Annotated in this window: 15 protein-coding genes; 11 read left to right on the top strand and 4 right to left on the bottom strand. The window is 62.1% G+C overall.

Going from position 1 to position 16,603, the window contains the following annotated elements; genetic code table 11:
• Nucleotides 1-38: 38 nt before the first annotated feature.
• The gene (gene eat / locus KGA82_RS19865; protein ID WP_223452004.1) at nucleotides 39-1,403 is read right to left on the bottom strand and encodes an ethanolamine permease; all 1,365 of its coding nucleotides are present in this window, start codon (nucleotides 1,401-1,403) and stop codon (nucleotides 39-41) included.
• Nucleotides 1,404-1,796: 393 nt separating this feature from the next.
• Here eat and kdpF point away from each other — a divergent pair, with 393 nt between their 5' ends.
• The 6 genes from kdpF to KGA82_RS19835 all read left to right on the top strand — a co-directional run bounded on the left by kdpF (nucleotide 1,797) and on the right by KGA82_RS19835 (nucleotide 9,896).
• Entirely contained in the window at nucleotides 1,797-1,886 is a 90-nt protein-coding gene (kdpF, locus tag KGA82_RS19860; RefSeq protein WP_007899818.1) for a K(+)-transporting ATPase subunit F, read from the top strand.
• Between the two features lie 8 nt (nucleotides 1,887-1,894).
• Nucleotides 1,895-3,589, top strand: coding sequence for a potassium-transporting ATPase subunit KdpA (gene kdpA / locus KGA82_RS19855; RefSeq protein WP_008042180.1), 1,695 nt, complete (start codon nucleotides 1,895-1,897; stop codon nucleotides 3,587-3,589).
• A gap of 10 nt (nucleotides 3,590-3,599) precedes the next feature.
• The gene (gene kdpB, locus KGA82_RS19850; protein ID WP_032832696.1) at nucleotides 3,600-5,657 is read left to right on the top strand and encodes a potassium-transporting ATPase subunit KdpB; all 2,058 of its coding nucleotides are present in this window, start codon (nucleotides 3,600-3,602) and stop codon (nucleotides 5,655-5,657) included.
• Between the two features lie 149 nt (nucleotides 5,658-5,806).
• A complete protein-coding gene (gene kdpC, locus KGA82_RS19845; protein ID WP_223452002.1) occupies nucleotides 5,807-6,352 on the top strand; it encodes a potassium-transporting ATPase subunit KdpC in 546 nt (181 codons plus the stop codon).
• 131 nt (nucleotides 6,353-6,483) lie between these two features.
• On the top strand, nucleotides 6,484-9,141 hold the full coding sequence (locus KGA82_RS19840; RefSeq protein WP_223451999.1) for a sensor histidine kinase: 2,658 nt from the start codon (nucleotides 6,484-6,486) through the stop codon (nucleotides 9,139-9,141).
• Nucleotides 9,142-9,197: 56 nt separating this feature from the next.
• On the top strand, nucleotides 9,198-9,896 hold the full coding sequence (locus tag KGA82_RS19835; protein WP_032828669.1) for a response regulator: 699 nt from the start codon (nucleotides 9,198-9,200) through the stop codon (nucleotides 9,894-9,896).
• Between the two features lie 144 nt (nucleotides 9,897-10,040).
• On the opposite strand, the gene KGA82_RS19830 is transcribed toward KGA82_RS19835, so the two are convergent.
• Nucleotides 10,041-11,081 carry a patatin-like phospholipase family protein gene (locus KGA82_RS19830; RefSeq protein WP_008042183.1) on the bottom strand — a complete coding sequence of 347 codons (1,041 nt, stop codon included), beginning with the start codon at nucleotides 11,079-11,081 and terminating at the stop codon, nucleotides 10,041-10,043.
• Between the two features lie 222 nt (nucleotides 11,082-11,303).
• Here KGA82_RS19830 and KGA82_RS19825 point away from each other — a divergent pair, with 222 nt between their 5' ends.
• From KGA82_RS19825 to KGA82_RS19815, 3 genes are all read left to right on the top strand, one after another.
• A complete protein-coding gene (locus KGA82_RS19825) occupies nucleotides 11,304-11,582 on the top strand; it encodes a hypothetical protein (protein WP_008027298.1) in 279 nt (92 codons plus the stop codon).
• Nucleotides 11,583-11,677: 95 nt separating this feature from the next.
• On the top strand, nucleotides 11,678-12,436 hold the full coding sequence (locus KGA82_RS19820) for a CHAD domain-containing protein (RefSeq protein ID WP_223451997.1): 759 nt from the start codon (nucleotides 11,678-11,680) through the stop codon (nucleotides 12,434-12,436).
• A gap of 237 nt (nucleotides 12,437-12,673) precedes the next feature.
• Nucleotides 12,674-13,471 (top strand): acyl-CoA thioesterase, encoded by a 798-nt coding sequence (locus KGA82_RS19815; RefSeq protein ID WP_192226186.1) that lies wholly within the window; start codon nucleotides 12,674-12,676, stop codon nucleotides 13,469-13,471.
• Here KGA82_RS19815 and KGA82_RS19810 read toward each other — a convergent pair whose 3' ends face one another.
• Both KGA82_RS19810 and KGA82_RS19805 read right to left on the bottom strand, forming a co-directional pair.
• Entirely contained in the window at nucleotides 13,472-13,837 is a 366-nt protein-coding gene (locus tag KGA82_RS19810) for an Mpo1-like protein (protein ID WP_008027303.1), read from the bottom strand.
• Between the two features lie 219 nt (nucleotides 13,838-14,056).
• Complete coding sequence (locus KGA82_RS19805) at nucleotides 14,057-15,538, bottom strand: methyl-accepting chemotaxis protein (RefSeq protein WP_008027306.1); 1,482 nt, start codon at nucleotides 15,536-15,538, stop codon at nucleotides 14,057-14,059.
• Between the two features lie 179 nt (nucleotides 15,539-15,717).
• On the opposite strand from KGA82_RS19805, the gene KGA82_RS19800 reads away from it, so the two are divergent.
• Nucleotides 15,718-16,248, top strand: a complete 531-nt coding sequence (locus KGA82_RS19800) for a hypothetical protein (RefSeq protein ID WP_008042186.1) — start codon at nucleotides 15,718-15,720, stop codon at nucleotides 16,246-16,248.
• A gap of 67 nt (nucleotides 16,249-16,315) precedes the next feature.
• Nucleotides 16,316-16,507: a PLDc N-terminal domain-containing protein gene (locus KGA82_RS19795; RefSeq protein ID WP_008027309.1), complete on the top strand. Its 192-nt coding sequence runs from the start codon at nucleotides 16,316-16,318 to the stop codon at nucleotides 16,505-16,507.
• The last annotated feature ends 96 nt before the right edge of the window (nucleotides 16,508-16,603 follow it).

Raw genomic sequence — 16,603 nt, 5'->3', positions numbered from 1 at the left:
CATTCTATGCCTGATCGACCCGCAACACCTGCTGCGATTCAGAGCCCGGTCAACATCGCGTCCGCCGGTGCATCGGCGCGCAATTGCGCGGTCAGCATGAAGTACACGAAACCCACGGCCATGAAGCCGAGGAAAATCGCACCGATCAGCGCGTTGAACCACGCCATCGCCACCAGGCACACCACCGCCAGCACCAGTGCAATGGCCGGCACCAACGGGTACCACGGCGCGCGGAAAGTGCGCTCCAGGTTCGGCTCGGTTTTACGCAGCTTGAACAGGCTGAGCATGCTCATGATGTACATCACGATCGCGCCGAACACTGCCATGGTGATCATCGCGGCGGTCAGTGTCATGCCGCCGAGGTTGATCAAGCCGTCGCTGTAAATCGCCGCGATCCCGATGACACCACCGGCGATGATTGCCCGGTGCGGCGTCTGGAAACGCGAGAGTTTGGCCAGCGACGCCGGCAGGTAACCGGCTCGCGCAAGGGCGAAGAACTGCCGCGAGTAACCGAGGATGATCCCGTGGAAACTCGCCACCAGACCGAACAGGCCGATCCACACCAGCATGTGCAACCAGCCGGAGCTTTCGCCGACCACGGTTTTCATCGCTTGTGGCAGCGGGTCGTTGATGTTCGACAGGGTGCGCCAGTCGCCGACGCCGCCGGCAAAGAACATCACGCCCATGGCCAACAACACCAAGGTCAAAATGCCGCTGATGTACGCCTTGGGAATCGTGCGTTTCGGGTCCTTGGCTTCTTCGGCGGCCATGGCGGCGCCTTCGATGGCGAGGAAAAACCAGATGGCAAACGGAATTGCCGCGAACATCCCGGCAATCGCCGGTGCGCCGAACACATCGGAGCCGGCCCAGCCATTCAGCGCGAAGTTACTGAAGCTGAATGCCGGCGCAACCACGCCCATGAACACCAGCAATTCGGCCACCGCGAGTACGCAGACCACCAGCTCGAAGGTGGCCGCCAGTTTCACCCCGAGGATGTTCAGGCCCATGAACACGATGTAGGCGCCGACCGCTGCGTGTTTCGGGTCGAGGGCGGGGAATTGCACGTTGAGGTAGGCGCCGATCGCCAGTGCGATGGCCGGTGGGGCGAAGACGAATTCGATCAGCGTCGCCAGTCCGGCGATCAATCCGCCTTTCTCGCCAAAGGCGCGGCGGCTGTAGGCAAAGGGACCGCCGGCGTGGGGAATCGCCGTGGTCAGCTCGGTGAAGCTGAAGATGAAGCAGGTGTACATCGTGGCGACCATGAAGGACGTCACCAGAAAACCAAGTGTGCCCGCCACGCCCCAGCCGTAACTCCAGCCGAAATACTCACCGGAAATCACCAGCCCGACCGCGATGCCCCACAGGTGCAGCGTGCCCAGCGTGGGTTTGAGTTGTGTGTTCATGCGTTTGCTCCCTGAACGGTTTGGACAGCTCGGGGAGGGCGTGTGCAGTGGGCGTGCCAGTGTGGTGATGGCCGTCGTAAAGCGCAAAAAGGTGTCGTATCGGGGATGTTCGGCGCCGGATGGATGGGTTTTATGCATCAGTTGGGGGCGTTGGTGTCTGTTATGCCGTCTTCGCGGGCAAGCCTCGCTCCTACAGGGGATCGGCGCATTCAAAACTGTAGGAGCGAGGCTTGCCCGCGAAGGGGCCCGCCCAAACACCGCTGTAACAAAGGCATAAACCCACTCTTTACACTTTCTTTATGCCCAGCCAACCCCCTCGATCTCGCTCCTTTACAGCCTTCCTTCCGACAATGACTCCACACGCGGCAATACGCCGTAACACGGAGAACTTCCATGAGCGTTCTGGACGGGGTGTCACTGCTGTTGGCAGTGGGGCTGTTCATTTATCTGTTGGTTGCGCTGTTGCGCGCGGACCGGAACTAGGAGCGGCTATGCACAGTTATGACTATTGGCTGATCCTGGCCTTCTTCGCCGTGGTGCTGATCCCGGCACCGTTTCTCGGGCGGTTCTACTACAAGGTCATGGAAGGCCAGCGCACCTGGCTGACACCGATCCTGGGACCTGTGGAGCGTGGCTGTTATCGGGTGGCCGGCGTTGATCCGCAAGCCGAACAGAGCTGGCAGAAATACACCCTGGCCTTGCTCGCCTTCAACCTTGCGGGCTTTTTGCTGTTGTTCGTGATCCTGTTGTTCCAGGACCACTTGCCGCTCAACCCGCAAAACCTGCCGGGTCAGGAGTGGACGCTGGCGTTCAACACCGCCGTCAGTTTCATGACCAATACCAACTGGCAGGGCTACAGCGGCGAAGCCTCGCTGAGCTACCTGAGCCAGATGGTCGGCCTCACCGTGCAGAACTTCGTCAGCGCCGCCACCGGCCTCGCTGTGCTGGTTGCGTTGTGCCGGGGTATCGGTCGCAAATCGACCAAAACCCTGGGCAATTTCTGGGTCGACATGACCCGCGCCACCCTCTACGGCCTGCTGCCGCTGTGCCTGCTGCTGGCGCTGTACCTGGTCTGGCAGGGCGTGCCGCAAACCTTCGCGCAGTACGTGAATGCGGTGACGATGCAAGGCGTCGATCAGGTGATCCCGCTCGGCCCGGCCGCCAGCCAGATTGCGATCAAGCAACTGGGCACCAACGGTGGCGGCTTCTTCGGCGTCAACTCGGCGCACCCGTTCGAGAACCCGACGGCGTGGAGCAACCTGTTCGAGGTGGCCTCGATCATTCTGATCCCGGTTGCCCTGGTGTTCACCTTCGGTCATTACGTCAAAGACCTGCGTCAGAGCCGCGCGATCATCGCCTGCATGCTGGCGCTGTTCCTGATTGGCGGCGCGACCTCGCTGTGGGCTGAATACCAACCGAACCCGACCCTGAACAACGTCGCCGTCGAGCAGACCGCGCCGCTGGAAGGCAAGGAAGCGCGCTTCGGCACCACCGCCACGGTGTTGTGGTCGGTGACCACGACCGCCGCATCCAACGGCTCGGTCAACGGCATGCACGACAGCCTCAACCCGCTGAGCGGCATGGTTGCGATGGTCAACATGATGGTCGGCGAAGTGATCTTCGGCGGCGTCGGTGCCGGGCTCTACGGCATGTTGCTCAACGTGCTGATCGCGGTGTTCCTCGCCGGCCTGATGATCGGCCGCACCCCGGAATACCTCGGCAAGAAACTGCAGGCCAAAGAAGTGCAACTGCTGGTGGTGACTTTGCTGGTGATGCCGGTCGGCGTGCTGGTGCTTGGCGCGATTGCCGCGAGCCTGCCCGGTCCGGTGGCCTCGGTGAGTAACCCCGGTGCCCACGGTTTCAGCCAGTTGCTGTACGCCTACACCTCGGCCAGCGCCAACAACGGTTCGGCATTCGGCGGCTTCGGTGCCAACACCGCGTTCCACAACCTGATGCTCGGTCTGGGCATGTTGATCGGTCGCTTCGGTTACATCCTCCCGGTACTGGCCCTGGCCGGCAGCCTGGCGATGAAGAAAACCGCACCGATCGGCCAGAACAGTTTCCCGACCCACGGCCCGCTGTTTGTGACGTTGCTGACCGTGACCATTTTGCTGGTGGGTGGTTTGACCTTCCTGCCGACACTGGCACTGGGTCCGATTGCAGAACATTTGAGCATGGGCTTCTGAGGAATCAATGATGAATATGCCCGTAAGTAAAGCCGCCACCGTCAAGGCGCCGGAACAACCGAAAACCGCAATCTCGGCCCTGTGGCGTCCGGCGTTGGTGCAAGCCTTCGTCAAGCTCGACCCACGGCAATTGCAGCGTGCGCCGGTGATGCTGGTGGTCGAACTGACCGCCGTCCTGACCACCGTGCTGTGCTTCATTCCCGACAGCGCCGTGCCGACCTTCGTCGCTGCGCAAATCGCCTTGTGGCTGTGGTTCACCGTGCTGTTCGCCAACTTCGCCGAAGCCTTGGCCGAAGGTCGCGGCAAGGCTCGCGCCGACAGCCTCAAGGCTGGCAGCGAAGGCTTGAGCGCACGCCGCAAAACCGGCAACGGCGCCTTTCAAGTAGTGCCGGCCACCAGCCTGCGCAAGGGCGATGTGGTGCGCGTCGAAGCCGGTGAAATGATCCCCGGTGACGGCGAAGTCATCGAAGGCATCGCGGCAGTCAACGAAGCAGCGATTACCGGTGAATCCGCGCCGGTGATCCGTGAATCCGGCGGCGACCGTTCGGCCGTCACCGGCAACACCCGACTGGTCTCCGACTGGCTGCTGGTGCGCATCACCGCCAACCCTGGCGAGTCGACACTGGACCGCATGATCGCTTTGGTCGAAGGCGCCAAACGCCAGAAAACCCCGAACGAAGTGGCGCTCGACATCCTGCTGATCGGCCTGACGCTGATCTTCCTGCTGGTGGTCGTGACCCTGCAACCGTTCGCCCACTTCGCCAACGGCAGCCTGCCGCTGGTGTTCCTGGTGGCGTTATTGGTCACGCTGATTCCGACCACCATCGGCGGTTTGCTCTCGGCCATCGGCATCGCCGGCATGGATCGTCTGGTGCGCCTGAACGTGATCGCCAAATCCGGGCGCGCCGTGGAAGCGGCGGGGGATGTGCACGTGTTGCTGCTGGACAAGACCGGCACCATCACCTTCGGTAACCGTCGTTGCACCGCGGTGTATGCCGCACCGGGTGTGAGCGCCAAGGAGCTGGCCGAGGGTGCGCTGTTCGCTTCGCTGGCCGATGACACCGCGGAAGGCAAGTCCATCGTCGAGTACCTGCGCGGCATTCATCCACAACCCGAGCCTGCCACCGAAGTGCTGACGGCGGTGCCGTTCAGCGCCGAGACTCGCTTGTCCGGTGTCGACTATCAGGGCCGTGTGTATCGCAAGGGTGCGGTGGATTCGTTGCTGGCGTTCGTCGGCCTGAAACGCACCGATCTCGCCCCGGCACTGTCCCGGGAAATCGACAAGATCGCCCAGAGCGGCGGCACGCCGTTGCTGGTGTGCGCCGACGGTAAATTGCTCGGCGCGATCCACCTCAAGGACGTGGTCAAGCCAGGCATCCGCGAGCGCTTCGCCGAGCTGCGCAAACTGGGGATTCGCACCGTCATGGTGACCGGCGACAACCCGCTGACCGCCGCGGCGATTGCGGCCGAAGCCGGTGTGGACGACGTGCTGGCTGAAGCTACGCCGGAGAAAAAACTGGCGCGCATTCGTCATGAACAGAACGACGGTCGTCTGGTCGCCATGTGCGGCGACGGCGCCAACGACGCCCCGGCCCTGGCCCAGGCCGACGTCGGCATGGCGATGAACGACGGTACGCAAGCGGCGCGCGAAGCAGCCAACATGGTCGACCTCGACAGCGATCCGACCAAGTTGCTGGACGTGGTGCAGATCGGCAAGGAGTTGCTGGTGACCCGCGGTGCGCTGACGACGTTTTCGATCGCCAACGACGTCGCCAAATACTTCGCGATTCTGCCGGCGCTGTTTGCCTCGATCTACCCGCAACTGGGTGTGCTCAACGTCATGCAACTGAGCAGCCCGCAGAGCGCGATTCTGTCGGCCATCGTGTTCAACGCCTTGATCATTGTGGTGCTGATTCCACTGGCCTTGCGTGGCGTGCGCGTGCAGGCGGCGAGTGCGGCGGCGTTGCTGCGCCGCAACCTGTTGATCTACGGACTGGGCGGGATTCTGGTGCCGTTCGTGGGCATCAAGGCGATCGACATGCTGTTGACGGCGTTGCATCTGGTTTGACCCTTGGCGAGCGCTCGCGCTCGATCGCCGGCAAGCCGGCTCCTACAGGTGTGACACCGCCCTGTAGGAGCGAAGCTTGCTCGCGAAGAATGCACCACGGTTCATCTATATGAACACCGAATCTGTTCACCGAATTCGAGGATTTTGAAATGTCCACAATGATACGTCCGGCCCTGAGCCTGCTGGTCCTGATGACCCTGATCACCGGCGTCGCTTACCCGTTGGTGGTCACTGGCGTCGCGCAGGTCGCGTTCCCTGACCAGGCCAATGGCAGCCTCGTGCGTGACGCCGACGGCAAAGTCCGCGGCTCTTCGCTGATTGCCCAGGATTTCACCGGTGACGCGTGGTTCCATCCGCGCCCGTCGGCCGGTGCTTTCGCCACGGTATCGAGCAGTGCCAGCAACCTGTCGCCAAGCAACCCGGCCCTGGCCACTCGGGTGATCGACGATGCCAATAAACTGCTGGTGCCAGGCCAGGGGGCGGTGCCGTTGGCGCTGCTGACCACTTCTGGCAGCGGGCTTGATCCGCACTTGCCACCAGCGGCGATTGCCTATCAACTGGCGCGTGTTGCGGCGACGCGGAATCTGCCGGTGTCTACGCTTCAGAATCTGCTGGCCGCGCACATCGAACAGCCGTTGGTAGGCCCGCCGGTGGTGAATGTGTTGGCGCTGAACATGGCGTTGGAAAAGTTGTAAATCGGTGGCGCCGCCAATCGCTAGCAGGCTAGCTCCCACAGGGGAATGCATACCCCCTGTGGGAGCTAGCCTGCTAGCGATGGCGATAGAACAATCACCACATCAACACCTGAAAAAAGAGAACTTCAAGCATGAGTGACTCCGGCCGCGCCGACGCGCTGTTAGCAGACCTGCCCCGCGATGGCCGTGGCCGGCTCAAGGTTTTCCTCGGTGCCGCGCCCGGTGTCGGCAAGACCTACGCCATGCTGCAAGCGGCCCACACTCAACTGCGCCAGGGCGTAAAAGTCATCGCCGGCGTGGTCGAAACCCACGGCCGTGCCGAAACCGAAGCGCTGCTCGGCGGCTTGCCGCAGCAACCGCTGGTGCGCTCGGAATACCGTGGCGTGATGCTCGAAGAAATGGACCTCGACGGCCTGCTCGCAGCCAAACCGAAACTGGTGCTGGTCGACGAGCTGGCCCACAGCAACGCACCCGGCAGTCGTCACACCAAGCGCTGGCAAGACATTCAGGAACTGCTCGCCGCCGGCATCGACGTCTTCACCACGGTCAACGTCCAGCACCTGGAAAGCCTCAACGACCAGGTGCGTGGCATCACCGGCGTGCAGGTCCGCGAAACCCTGCCGGACTGGGTGCTGCAAGAAGCCTATGAACTGCTGCTGATCGACTTGCCGCCACGGGAGCTGCTCGAGCGACTGCGCGACGGCAAGGTCTACGTGCCGGAGCAGGCGCGGGCGGCCATCGATGCGTTTTTCACCCAGACCAACCTCACTGCCCTGCGCGAATTGGCGATGCAGACGGCGGCGGCCCAGGTCGATAACGATCTGGCGCAAGGGTATCGCCAGCTCGGCCAGGCGGCACCTGCGGTGCGCGGTCGGCTGCTGGTCGGTGTCGATGGCGATGCTCAGGCCGAACGCCTGGTGCGTCACGCCAGTCGTGTCGCCCAGCGCCGGCATTTGCCGTGGAGCCTGGTGCACGTGGACAACGGCAGCGTGCGCGACGAGCAATCGCGCCTGCGTCTGCAAAGTGCCCAGCAACTGGCTGAACGTCTCGGTGGCGAAGTGGTGTTGTTGCGTGCCGGCGAAGTTGCGAAAACCCTGATCCAGCACGCCGCCGAACGCCGTGCCAGCCTGGTGTTGGTCGGTCAGTCCCGGCAGCGTTTGCGTCGGCGCCTGTTCGGCGGTGGTCTGGCCTCACGCTTGCTGCGCGATGCACGTGGACTGGAAATCAACGTCCTCGACAGCGATCACGAGCAGCATCAGCCGCGCCAGCGTTCGGCGCAGTCGCTGGTGTGGTTCGACTATGCGCTGGCGCTGGTCGCAACCGTGCTCGCCAGCGCACTGGCCTGGGCCGTGGCGAGTGTCTTGCCGCTGCCGAACATCTCGCTGGTGTTCCTCGCGGCTGTGTTGCTGGTGGCGGTGCGCAGCAGCCTCGGCCCGGCACTGGCCTGTGCGGCGCTGTCGTTTCTGACCTATGACTTTCTGTTCATTCCGCCGAATTTTTCCTTCAGCATCCAGCGCGAAGAAGACGTACTGACGCTGTTGTTTTTCCTGCTGATGGCTGCGCTCACCGGCAATCTCGCGGCGCGCCAGCGCCGGCAATTGCAGGCGTTGCGCGATACGCAGGAAGAGACCACCGAACTGCTCGACCTGTCGCGCAAACTCACCGCCGCCACCGACCGCCAGGCCGTGGTCAGCGCCGCCGCGCAGCATCTCAACGGCTGGAAAGACGTGCAGCTGTGCCTGCTCAATCGCGACGGTCAGGCGGGCTGGAAAGTCGAAACCGGTGGCCCCCTGGAATTCACCGAAGCCGAACGCGCCGCCGCCGATTGGGCCTGGCAACACGATCAGCCGGCGGGCGCGGGCACCGGCACGTTGCCGTTCGGGCGTTGGTGGTGGTGGCCGCTTTCGGTGGAAGACGGGCCGCTGGCGTTGCTCGGCGTCTGTGCCAAAGAAGGGCAGACCTTGAGCGGTCAGCGTCGACGCTTGTTGACTGCGCTCAGTCAGCCGCTGGCCCAGGCGCTGGCACGCGCACAACTGGCCGAAGACCTGGAAGCGGCGCGGCTGCACGGTGAAACCGAGCAACTGCGCAGTGCCTTGCTGGCCTCGGTGTCTCACGATTTGCGCACGCCGCTGACCTCCATGCGCGGCAGCATCGACAGCCTGTTGGCGCTCGGCGAAGCCATCCCGCTGGAGGATCGTCGCGAACTGCTTGAAGGCACGCGCGATGAAGCCGAGCGCCTTGATCGCTACATTCAAAACCTGCTGGACATGACCCGCCTCGGTCACGGTGCGCTGAAGCTCGCGCGGGACTGGGTGTCACCGGCCGACATCGTTGGCAGTTCGCTCAATCGCCTGCGCGCGGTGCTGGCGCCGTTGCAGGTCAGCACCGATGTGCCTGCGCAGCTGCCGCTGCTGTTCGTCCACGCCGCGCTGATCGAGCAGGCGCTGGTCAACGTGCTGGAAAACGCCGCACGGTTTTCACCGGTGCATGGGCGTTTGCAATTGCGCGCCGGCGTGGATGAAAGCGAACTGTTCTTCTCGGTCAGCGATGAAGGCCCGGGCATTCCGGAGGAGGAGCGGGCGAAGATTTTCGACATGTTCTACACCGCCGCACGCGGTGATCGTGGTGGGCAGGGGACCGGGCTGGGGCTGGCGATCTGTCAGGGCATGGTCGGCGCGCACGGCGGGCGCATCAGCGTCGGTGACGGCATCGACGGGCGCGGCACCTGCATCACCCTTCACTTGCCCTTGCAGGAACAACCTTCCTTTGAAATCGAGAGCGGACAGTGAGCACTGAAAGTGAAGCCTGATACCCTTTGGACATCTCCATGCCGCGACCGGAAACCATGAGCCAGACCGCGACCATTTTGGTCATCGACGACGAACCGCAGATCCGCAAGTTCCTGCGCATCAGCCTCGCCTCCCAAGGCTACAAAGTGCTGGAGGCCGGCACCGGCACCGAAGGCCTGGCGCAAGCCGCATTGAACAAACCCGATTTGTTGGTGCTCGACCTCGGCCTGCCGGACATGGACGGCCAGCAAGTGCTGCGCGAGTTCCGTGAGTGGTCGACGGTGCCAGTGCTGGTGCTGTCGGTGCGCGCCGGTGAAGGGCAGAAGGTCGAAGCGCTAGATGGCGGCGCCAATGACTACGTGACCAAGCCGTTCGGTATCCAGGAATTTCTGGCGCGGGTGCGTGCCCTGTTGCGTCAGGCGCCGGTGGGCGAGGCGCAACAAGCGGCGCTGACGTTCGGCCCATTGACGGTGGATCTGGCGTATCGCCGGGTGCTGCTCGAAGGCGTCGAAGTGGCGTTGACCCGCAAGGAATACGCAGTGCTGGCGCAACTGGCGCGGCATCCGGGAAGGGTCATCACGCAGCAGCAATTGCTCAAGGATATCTGGGGGCCGACCCATACCGAAGACAGTCACTATCTGCGGATTGTGGTGGGGCATTTGCGGCAGAAGCTGGCGGATGATCCGACGCAGCCACGGTTTATCGTGACCGAGGCGGGGGTTGGGTATCGGTTGTTGAGTGAGGGTGGCCTCTGATTTTTGCGCTGGATTTTCAGGCCCCATCGCGAGCAGGCTCGCTCCCACAGTAGATTGAGGTGAACCACAGATTTTGCGTCCACTGAAAATCAAATGTGGGAGCGAGCCTGCTCGCGATGAGGCCCTCACATTCACCCGAGACCCTCAGGAATCCCGCTCATTCTCATACCGATCCAACGTATCCCGCGCAATCTCCCGCCCCAGCGCGATCAACTCCGGTGCCTTGTAAAACTCGAAGAACCGGCACACCCGCTTCGGCACGTTGATCAGAATATCCGGCGGATAGCCGGCGATCTTGTACTGCGCCAACGACGTCTGCATCACCTCGAAACTCTGGTTGATCAAATCCAGCAAGGACGCCGGTCCCACGTTGTCGATGATGAATGAACCGGTGGCCGACTTCGGCGCACCGTCGCGTTCAGGGGCGGCTGCCGGTTGCTGGGCTTCGGGTTCGGCGGACTCGACCCAGGGATTGATCTCGGCCGCCTCGGCCATCAACGCTTCCTTTTCCAGCAACAGCAATTGTTCTGCCTGTTTGCGGCGGAACGGCATTTTCGAACCCAGCGAGTTGATCAGGCTGTCGAACCGGGTCCTGAACGCGGCAGGGCGCTGGATCACCGGCAATTGATAGTGACGCTGGTTGGTGGAGTTGAGGTTGACCGCGATGATCAGGTCGCAATGGCTCGACACCACGGGCACGATCGGCAAAGGGTTGAGGATGCCGCCGTCCACCAGCATGCGATTGCCCTGCATCACCGGAGTGAACAGGCTCGGGATGGCCGCCGAGGCGCGCATCGCCTGGTGCAGACAACCTTCCTGAAACCAGATTTCCTGCTGGTTGGTCAGGTCGGTGGCCACCGCCGTGTAGGGGATGCGCAGGTCTTCGATATTGATCTCGCCGACGATCTTGCGGATCTGCCCGAAGACCTTCTCGCCGCGAATCGCCCCCAGCCGAAAACTGACGTCCACCAGGCGCAACACGTCGAGGTAATCCAGGCTTTCGATCCAGTTACGGTATTCGTCCAGTTTGCCGGCGGCATAAATCCCGCCGACCACCGCACCCATCGAGCAGCCGGCAATGCAGGAGATGTCGTAGCCACGTCGTTCGATCTCTTCAATGACCCCGATATGGGCATATCCTCGGGCCCCACCTGAGCCCAGCACCAGTGCGACGCGCTTTTTCATGAATCGCCCTCGTCTGACAAGGTTCAACAATGCACCCATCAAGGGGCGCGCTTCAATCGTCAAGGTCGCTTGGCAGGGTGAAGGCGTCGTTTTTTCGACACTCCATGGCGGCAGATGGTTATTCTCCCGAGCGCTATAGTTTCGACGGCGGGAGCAAGGCACTTTTCACGCGCCGGACCGTCTTACGTGCACGACTGTTTTCCTATTGTTGAGGTGTGAGTGATGAAAGCCTGGATCTGTGTGCCCTTGATTGCGCTGGCACTCGCCGGTTGTGCCGGCAAAACCGCTTACCGTGACAGCTGCGGCAACGGGCTCGATGCGGCGTGGCGTGAGCTGGACCTGGCCAAGGCCGAAGGTTTTGCCGGCACCGTCAGCTACTCCAAGGCCCTGTCGTTGCTGACCGGCGCCAAGACCCAGCAGCAATTCGAAGCGTTCGAAGGCTGCGCCAGGAAAGCCGAGAAGGCGCGCTTTTATATTCGTGAGTCACGCGCTGGCCGTTAAACAAGGCGCTAATCTGTAGGAGCCGACTTGCTGGTGAAGGCGTCATTACGGCTGCCATCGCCAGCGAGCCGGCTCCTACAATTGGAGTCAATCACATGATTAATCGGTTGGTGGCTCAAGTTCTGGGCCTGGAAGTCCGTTTGCTGGCCTGTCAGGCCCGATTGAATGCCCGCACCGATCCGGAAGCGTTGCACGATCTGCGCACCACGGTTCGCCGTTTGCGCAGCCTGCTGCGACCATTGCGTGGCTTGCCCGGTGTCGAGCAACTGGAAGCGGCAGCATCGGCCGTGGGGCAATTGACCACGCCGTTGCGCGATCGCGAAGTGCTGGCGGCGTATTTGCTCGAGCACGATCAACCCGAGGCGGCGCAACGGCGCATGGCGCAGATGGCCGAGGCTTACCCGGCGGTTGCGGCGAGTCCTGAGCTGTTGCAGTTGCTGATGATCCTTGACGCCTTTCCGCGCTTTATACGCGCCTCGCAGCGTCAGGGTTTGCTCAAGGGCTTGCGTCAACGGATCGAGAAACGCCTGGCCAAACAATGGAAGAAACTCGACCAGGCACTGCACGATCCCGCCCATGATCGCCATCGCCTGCGCTTGCTGATCAAGCGCGTGCGTTATGGCATCGAGGCGTATCCCGAGCTGGATCGCTTGCCGAAACCGGCGCTGCCCAGATTGAAGTCGGCCCAGGCCGCGTTGGGCGATTGGCACGATTGCTGGCAATGGCTGGCCCGGGCCGAACAGGAAGCCGATTTGCAGCCTTGCGTGGCGGTCTGGAAAACCACCATGGCCCAGGCCGAAGGCCGTGCGGACCGTGTGCTCGACAAACTCAGTGCCAGCTGTTTCAAATCCTGAAACCCCTGTAGGAGCGAGCCTGCTCGCGATGGACTTGAAGGCGACGCGTGTCTCCAGACAGCATGCGTTATCGTTCACGCCCATCGCGAGCAGGCTCGCTCCTACAGGGGATCATTGTTGAATCTGGAATCGATGTGCACACGGCCTATCTGTCAGTCTCTTTGGCCAGAATAGGCGCTGTGCCATCCTCGCAGGCTGGTTAACATCCCTTCATCCTTTTCTGCCCTTGAGGTTTCCATGCGCTTTTCCGATCTGCTCGACGCCGTCCGCAGCCAGCCGCTGGAGTTGTCTATTCCGGCCGAATGGGCGCAGGGTCGCGCCAGTTTTGGTGGCCTGGTGGCCGCCTTGCAATACGAAGCCATGCGCGCGAAGGTGCCGGCGGATCGTCCTGTGCGTTCGCTGGCGATCACCTTTGTCGGGCCGGTCGAGCCTGAAGTGCCGGTCAGTTTTGAAGTCGACGTCCTGCGCGAAGGCAAGGCGGTCAGCCAGGTACTGGGTCGGGCGATGCAGAAGGGCCAGGTGGTGACACTCATCCAGGGCAGCTTTGGCGCCTCGCGACCGTCCGAAGTGGCGGTAACCGCCACGCCGGCCCCCGAAATGAAGCACTGGGACGATTGCCAGGAGCTGCCATTCATCAAAGGCGTCCTGCCGGAATTCATGCGCCATCTGGCGATGCGCTGGAGTGTTGGCGGCCTGCCGTTCACCGGCAATAAATCCCGCGAGATGGGCGGTTGGGTGCGCTTGCGCGGGGATGTGAAGGAAGAGGCGGTCAGTGAGGCGCATATTCTGGCGCTGGTGGACGCCTGGCCCCCATCCTTGATGCCGCACCTGACGAAACCGGCGATGGGCAGCACGCTGACCTGGACCATCGAATTCGTCCAGCCGGTGCTGGAATTGAGCACGCTGGACTGGTGCAAATACCTCGTTGAAATCGAACATGCCGCTGACGGCTACGGTCACGCGGCGGCGCAGCTGTGGAACGCAGAAGATCAGTTGATTGCCATGAGCCGGCAGACGGTGACGGTTTTCGCCTGATCAGTGACGACGGTGGCGCTCACGCCAGGCGCGCCACCAGCCGCCGCTGAGGAAAAACCGTGGAAAGGTCAGGAACTGCTCGACCAGCAGGCGCGACACCGCGTCTTTGCGATCACTGAACGGCTCGGAGGCTTGCGCCTCCAAGCTGTGACCGTGGCGCTGCAGGCCCAATGCCGCGAGCAGGCCGATGACGCCAATCGCGAAGTTCGCAAAGCTCAGGCTGAACACCCCGCAAACCAGCAGCAGAAACGCCACGATGAACAGCGGCACGGCAATCAGATGCAACACCAGATTGGCCGGGTGCTGGTGATTGTCCGGGTACGCGCGCCATTGCCAGGCGGGAAGGTTGGGGTGACGTTTGCCCATGATGCTGATCCTCGATCCATGTTGAACACATGATTGAAGAATAGGCGCGGCATGGGCGGGCGGCGAATCAAGGATGGCTATCGGAGTGATAGGTGTTCATGTTCGGAATTGATGTTGCTCACACGGGCGTCTTCGCGGGCAAGTCGGATCGCCGCACCGCTCGCTCCTACAAAGGCTGCGCACGACCTGTAGGAGCGAGGCTTGCCCGCGAAGACGCCCTTAAAGTTTCAACTGACCTATAGCCTTACTCAGTTCCCCGGCCAGCGCCGCCAATTCATTACTGGTCGTCGCCGAGTCCACGGTCTGCTTCACGGTGTTCTCGGTCACATCGCGAATGCTCACCACGGCCCGATTCATCTCTTCCGCCACCTGGCTCTGCTGTTCCGCCGCCACGGCAATCTGCGTATTGCTTTCGCGCATCTGCGCCACTGCGCTGGTGATTTCGGCCAGTGCGGCGCCAGCCTCTTGCGCCTGTTGCACGCAATCGTCGGCCTTGAACGAGCTTTCCTGCATGAAATCCACCGCGTCCCGCGTACCGGCCTGCAACGCCGAAACCATGAGGGTGATCTCGTCGGTCGAGGTCTGCACGCTTTTGGCCAGGTTGCGCACTTCATCGGCGACCACGGCAAAACCACGACCCATTTCCCCGGCCCGGGCTGCTTCAATCGCCGCATTCAGCGCCAGCAGATTGGTTTGCTCGGCGATGCTGTGGATCACATTGACCACGCCGTTGATCTTCTGGCTGTCTTCGGCCAGACGCTGAATCATCTCGGCCGTCTGCTGGACGCCAGTGGACAACCCGGCAATCGACTTCTGCACGCGGCTGACCACTTCCTGGCCGCTGCCAGCCAGGGTGTCGGCGGTTTTCGAAAGGTCGCGGGTGGCACCGGCGTGCTGGGCGATGTGGTAGACGGTGGCGGTCATTTCGTTGATCGCCGTGGCGGCCTGATCGGTCTCGCTTTGCTGGCCGAGCATGCCGTGGCGCACTTCGTTCATGCTCGATGCCAGCCGAGCGGCACCGTCATCCAGTTGTCGTGCGGTGCTGGCGACGGTGTTGACCACCCGTTGGTAACCGGCCTGCATCGCGTTGAACGCACCGGCCATCTGCCCGACTTCGTCCGTGCAGGCCAGCGGCACACGGGCCGAGAGGTCGCCGGTTTTTTCGACGTGGAGCATGACGTCTTTCAACGTATTGAGCTGGCTGAGCAGAAAGCGGATCAACAATTGCGACGCACCGAGCATCGCCAGCATCAGGATGAACACCGCCACGGCGTAGTTGGCGAAACGTTCTTCGAACACCTGGCTCAGGCTCGGGCCATAGGCAATCACGGCGATGTGTTGGCCGTCGGCACGCGCGAACACTTCGGCGCCCATCAACGGGTTTTCGCCGAACAGCGGCATCGAGTTGATCTCGACCCAGCCGTTGCTGTCCGTTAGTTCCAGCACGGGTTGATCGTTGAGCAACGGCGCGTGCCCGCGACTGAACGTCAGCAGGTTATCGGCCTTGGGCAGCGCTTGCCCGGCCGGCCAGGCGCCGAGCAGGCGTGCCTGTGCCTGGGCGGACACTTTGGATGCGTGACTGCGGGCCTGTTGTTCGAGCTGTACGGCATACAGCACCAACAACAGGGTCGTGACGAAGGCGACAGCATTGACCGCCCAGAATTTATATTTCAGCGAGATGTTGCTAAGCCAGGCACCCATGGAGGTCTTCTCTGATAGCGGAAACAGTATTGGCAAGGTGCCAGCATTGTGCCGCGGCCCCGTGCGCCGGATCTTGATATGGGTCAACATTCCCGGTCACGCTCGCGCACAGGAACTGCGGGACGTAATGCGCTATCCTTCGCGCCTTAAAAATTCCCTCGCTACAGGATTCCGCCCCCATGAAAGCCGCACTCGTCGAACTCATCAGCAAAATCAGCTCCGGGTGCATGAGCGAAGACGAAATCCTCAAAGTCGCCGACGAAGCGGCCCAGGCCTACGCCGATCCAGAGGCTTTTCTGACAGCCAATCCAGACATTAACTACGACGACACCTTCCCGATTCCGTTGGGCGAGTGGGTCGTCGTCGGCAGCCTGCCGGAAACCGTGCTGTTCCAGGCAGACACCTATATGGACCTGTTCGCGCAGATCGTCGCTTCGTTTGGTCCGGGCGTGGATTTCAACATCAAACCCAAGCAACTGGCCAAGACCGAAGCGCTGACCGCGCTCAATCGCATCCAGGTGCAGATGGGCAGCATGAACAAGGAAAACGGCGGTTATACGTTGATGAATTTCAGCCAGCTGCTCGACGACGAACTGCAAGTGGTGCTGGTCTACGGCAACGACGTACCGCGTGTGCTCGAGCTGTGCGCCGAGGTCGGCATTGCTGCCGCGCCTTCCCTGGAAGCCCTGAAAGTCGCCATCCACGTTTGATGGCATGAAACGAAACCCCTGGGGCCGACTATCCTGAGAGGGCACACAACGCTTAGGGAGCGACACCATGGGTTCCACGTTCAACGGCCTGGTGGGCCTGATCATCCTTGTCCTGGACATCTGGGCAATCATCAACGTGCTGAAAAGTGGCGCCGACACCGTGATGAAAATCATCTGGGTCTTGCTGATCCTGCTGCTGCCGGTCCTGGGCCTGATCATCTGGGCCATCGCCGGGCCACGGGGCAACGTGCGTATCTGACCCGTTTCCTGAAAACTACACAAAACCTGTAGGAGCGAGGCTTGCCCGCGAAGAACGATTACGCGGTCCATAAGCTGGCTCTTATACACATCTGAG

It is taken from the genome of Pseudomonas sp. BF-RE-22, assembly GCF_019956155.1.
Taxonomy (GTDB): domain Bacteria; phylum Pseudomonadota; class Gammaproteobacteria; order Pseudomonadales; family Pseudomonadaceae; genus Aquipseudomonas; species Aquipseudomonas migulae.
This window is presented reverse-complemented; position numbering and strand designations above follow the sequence as displayed.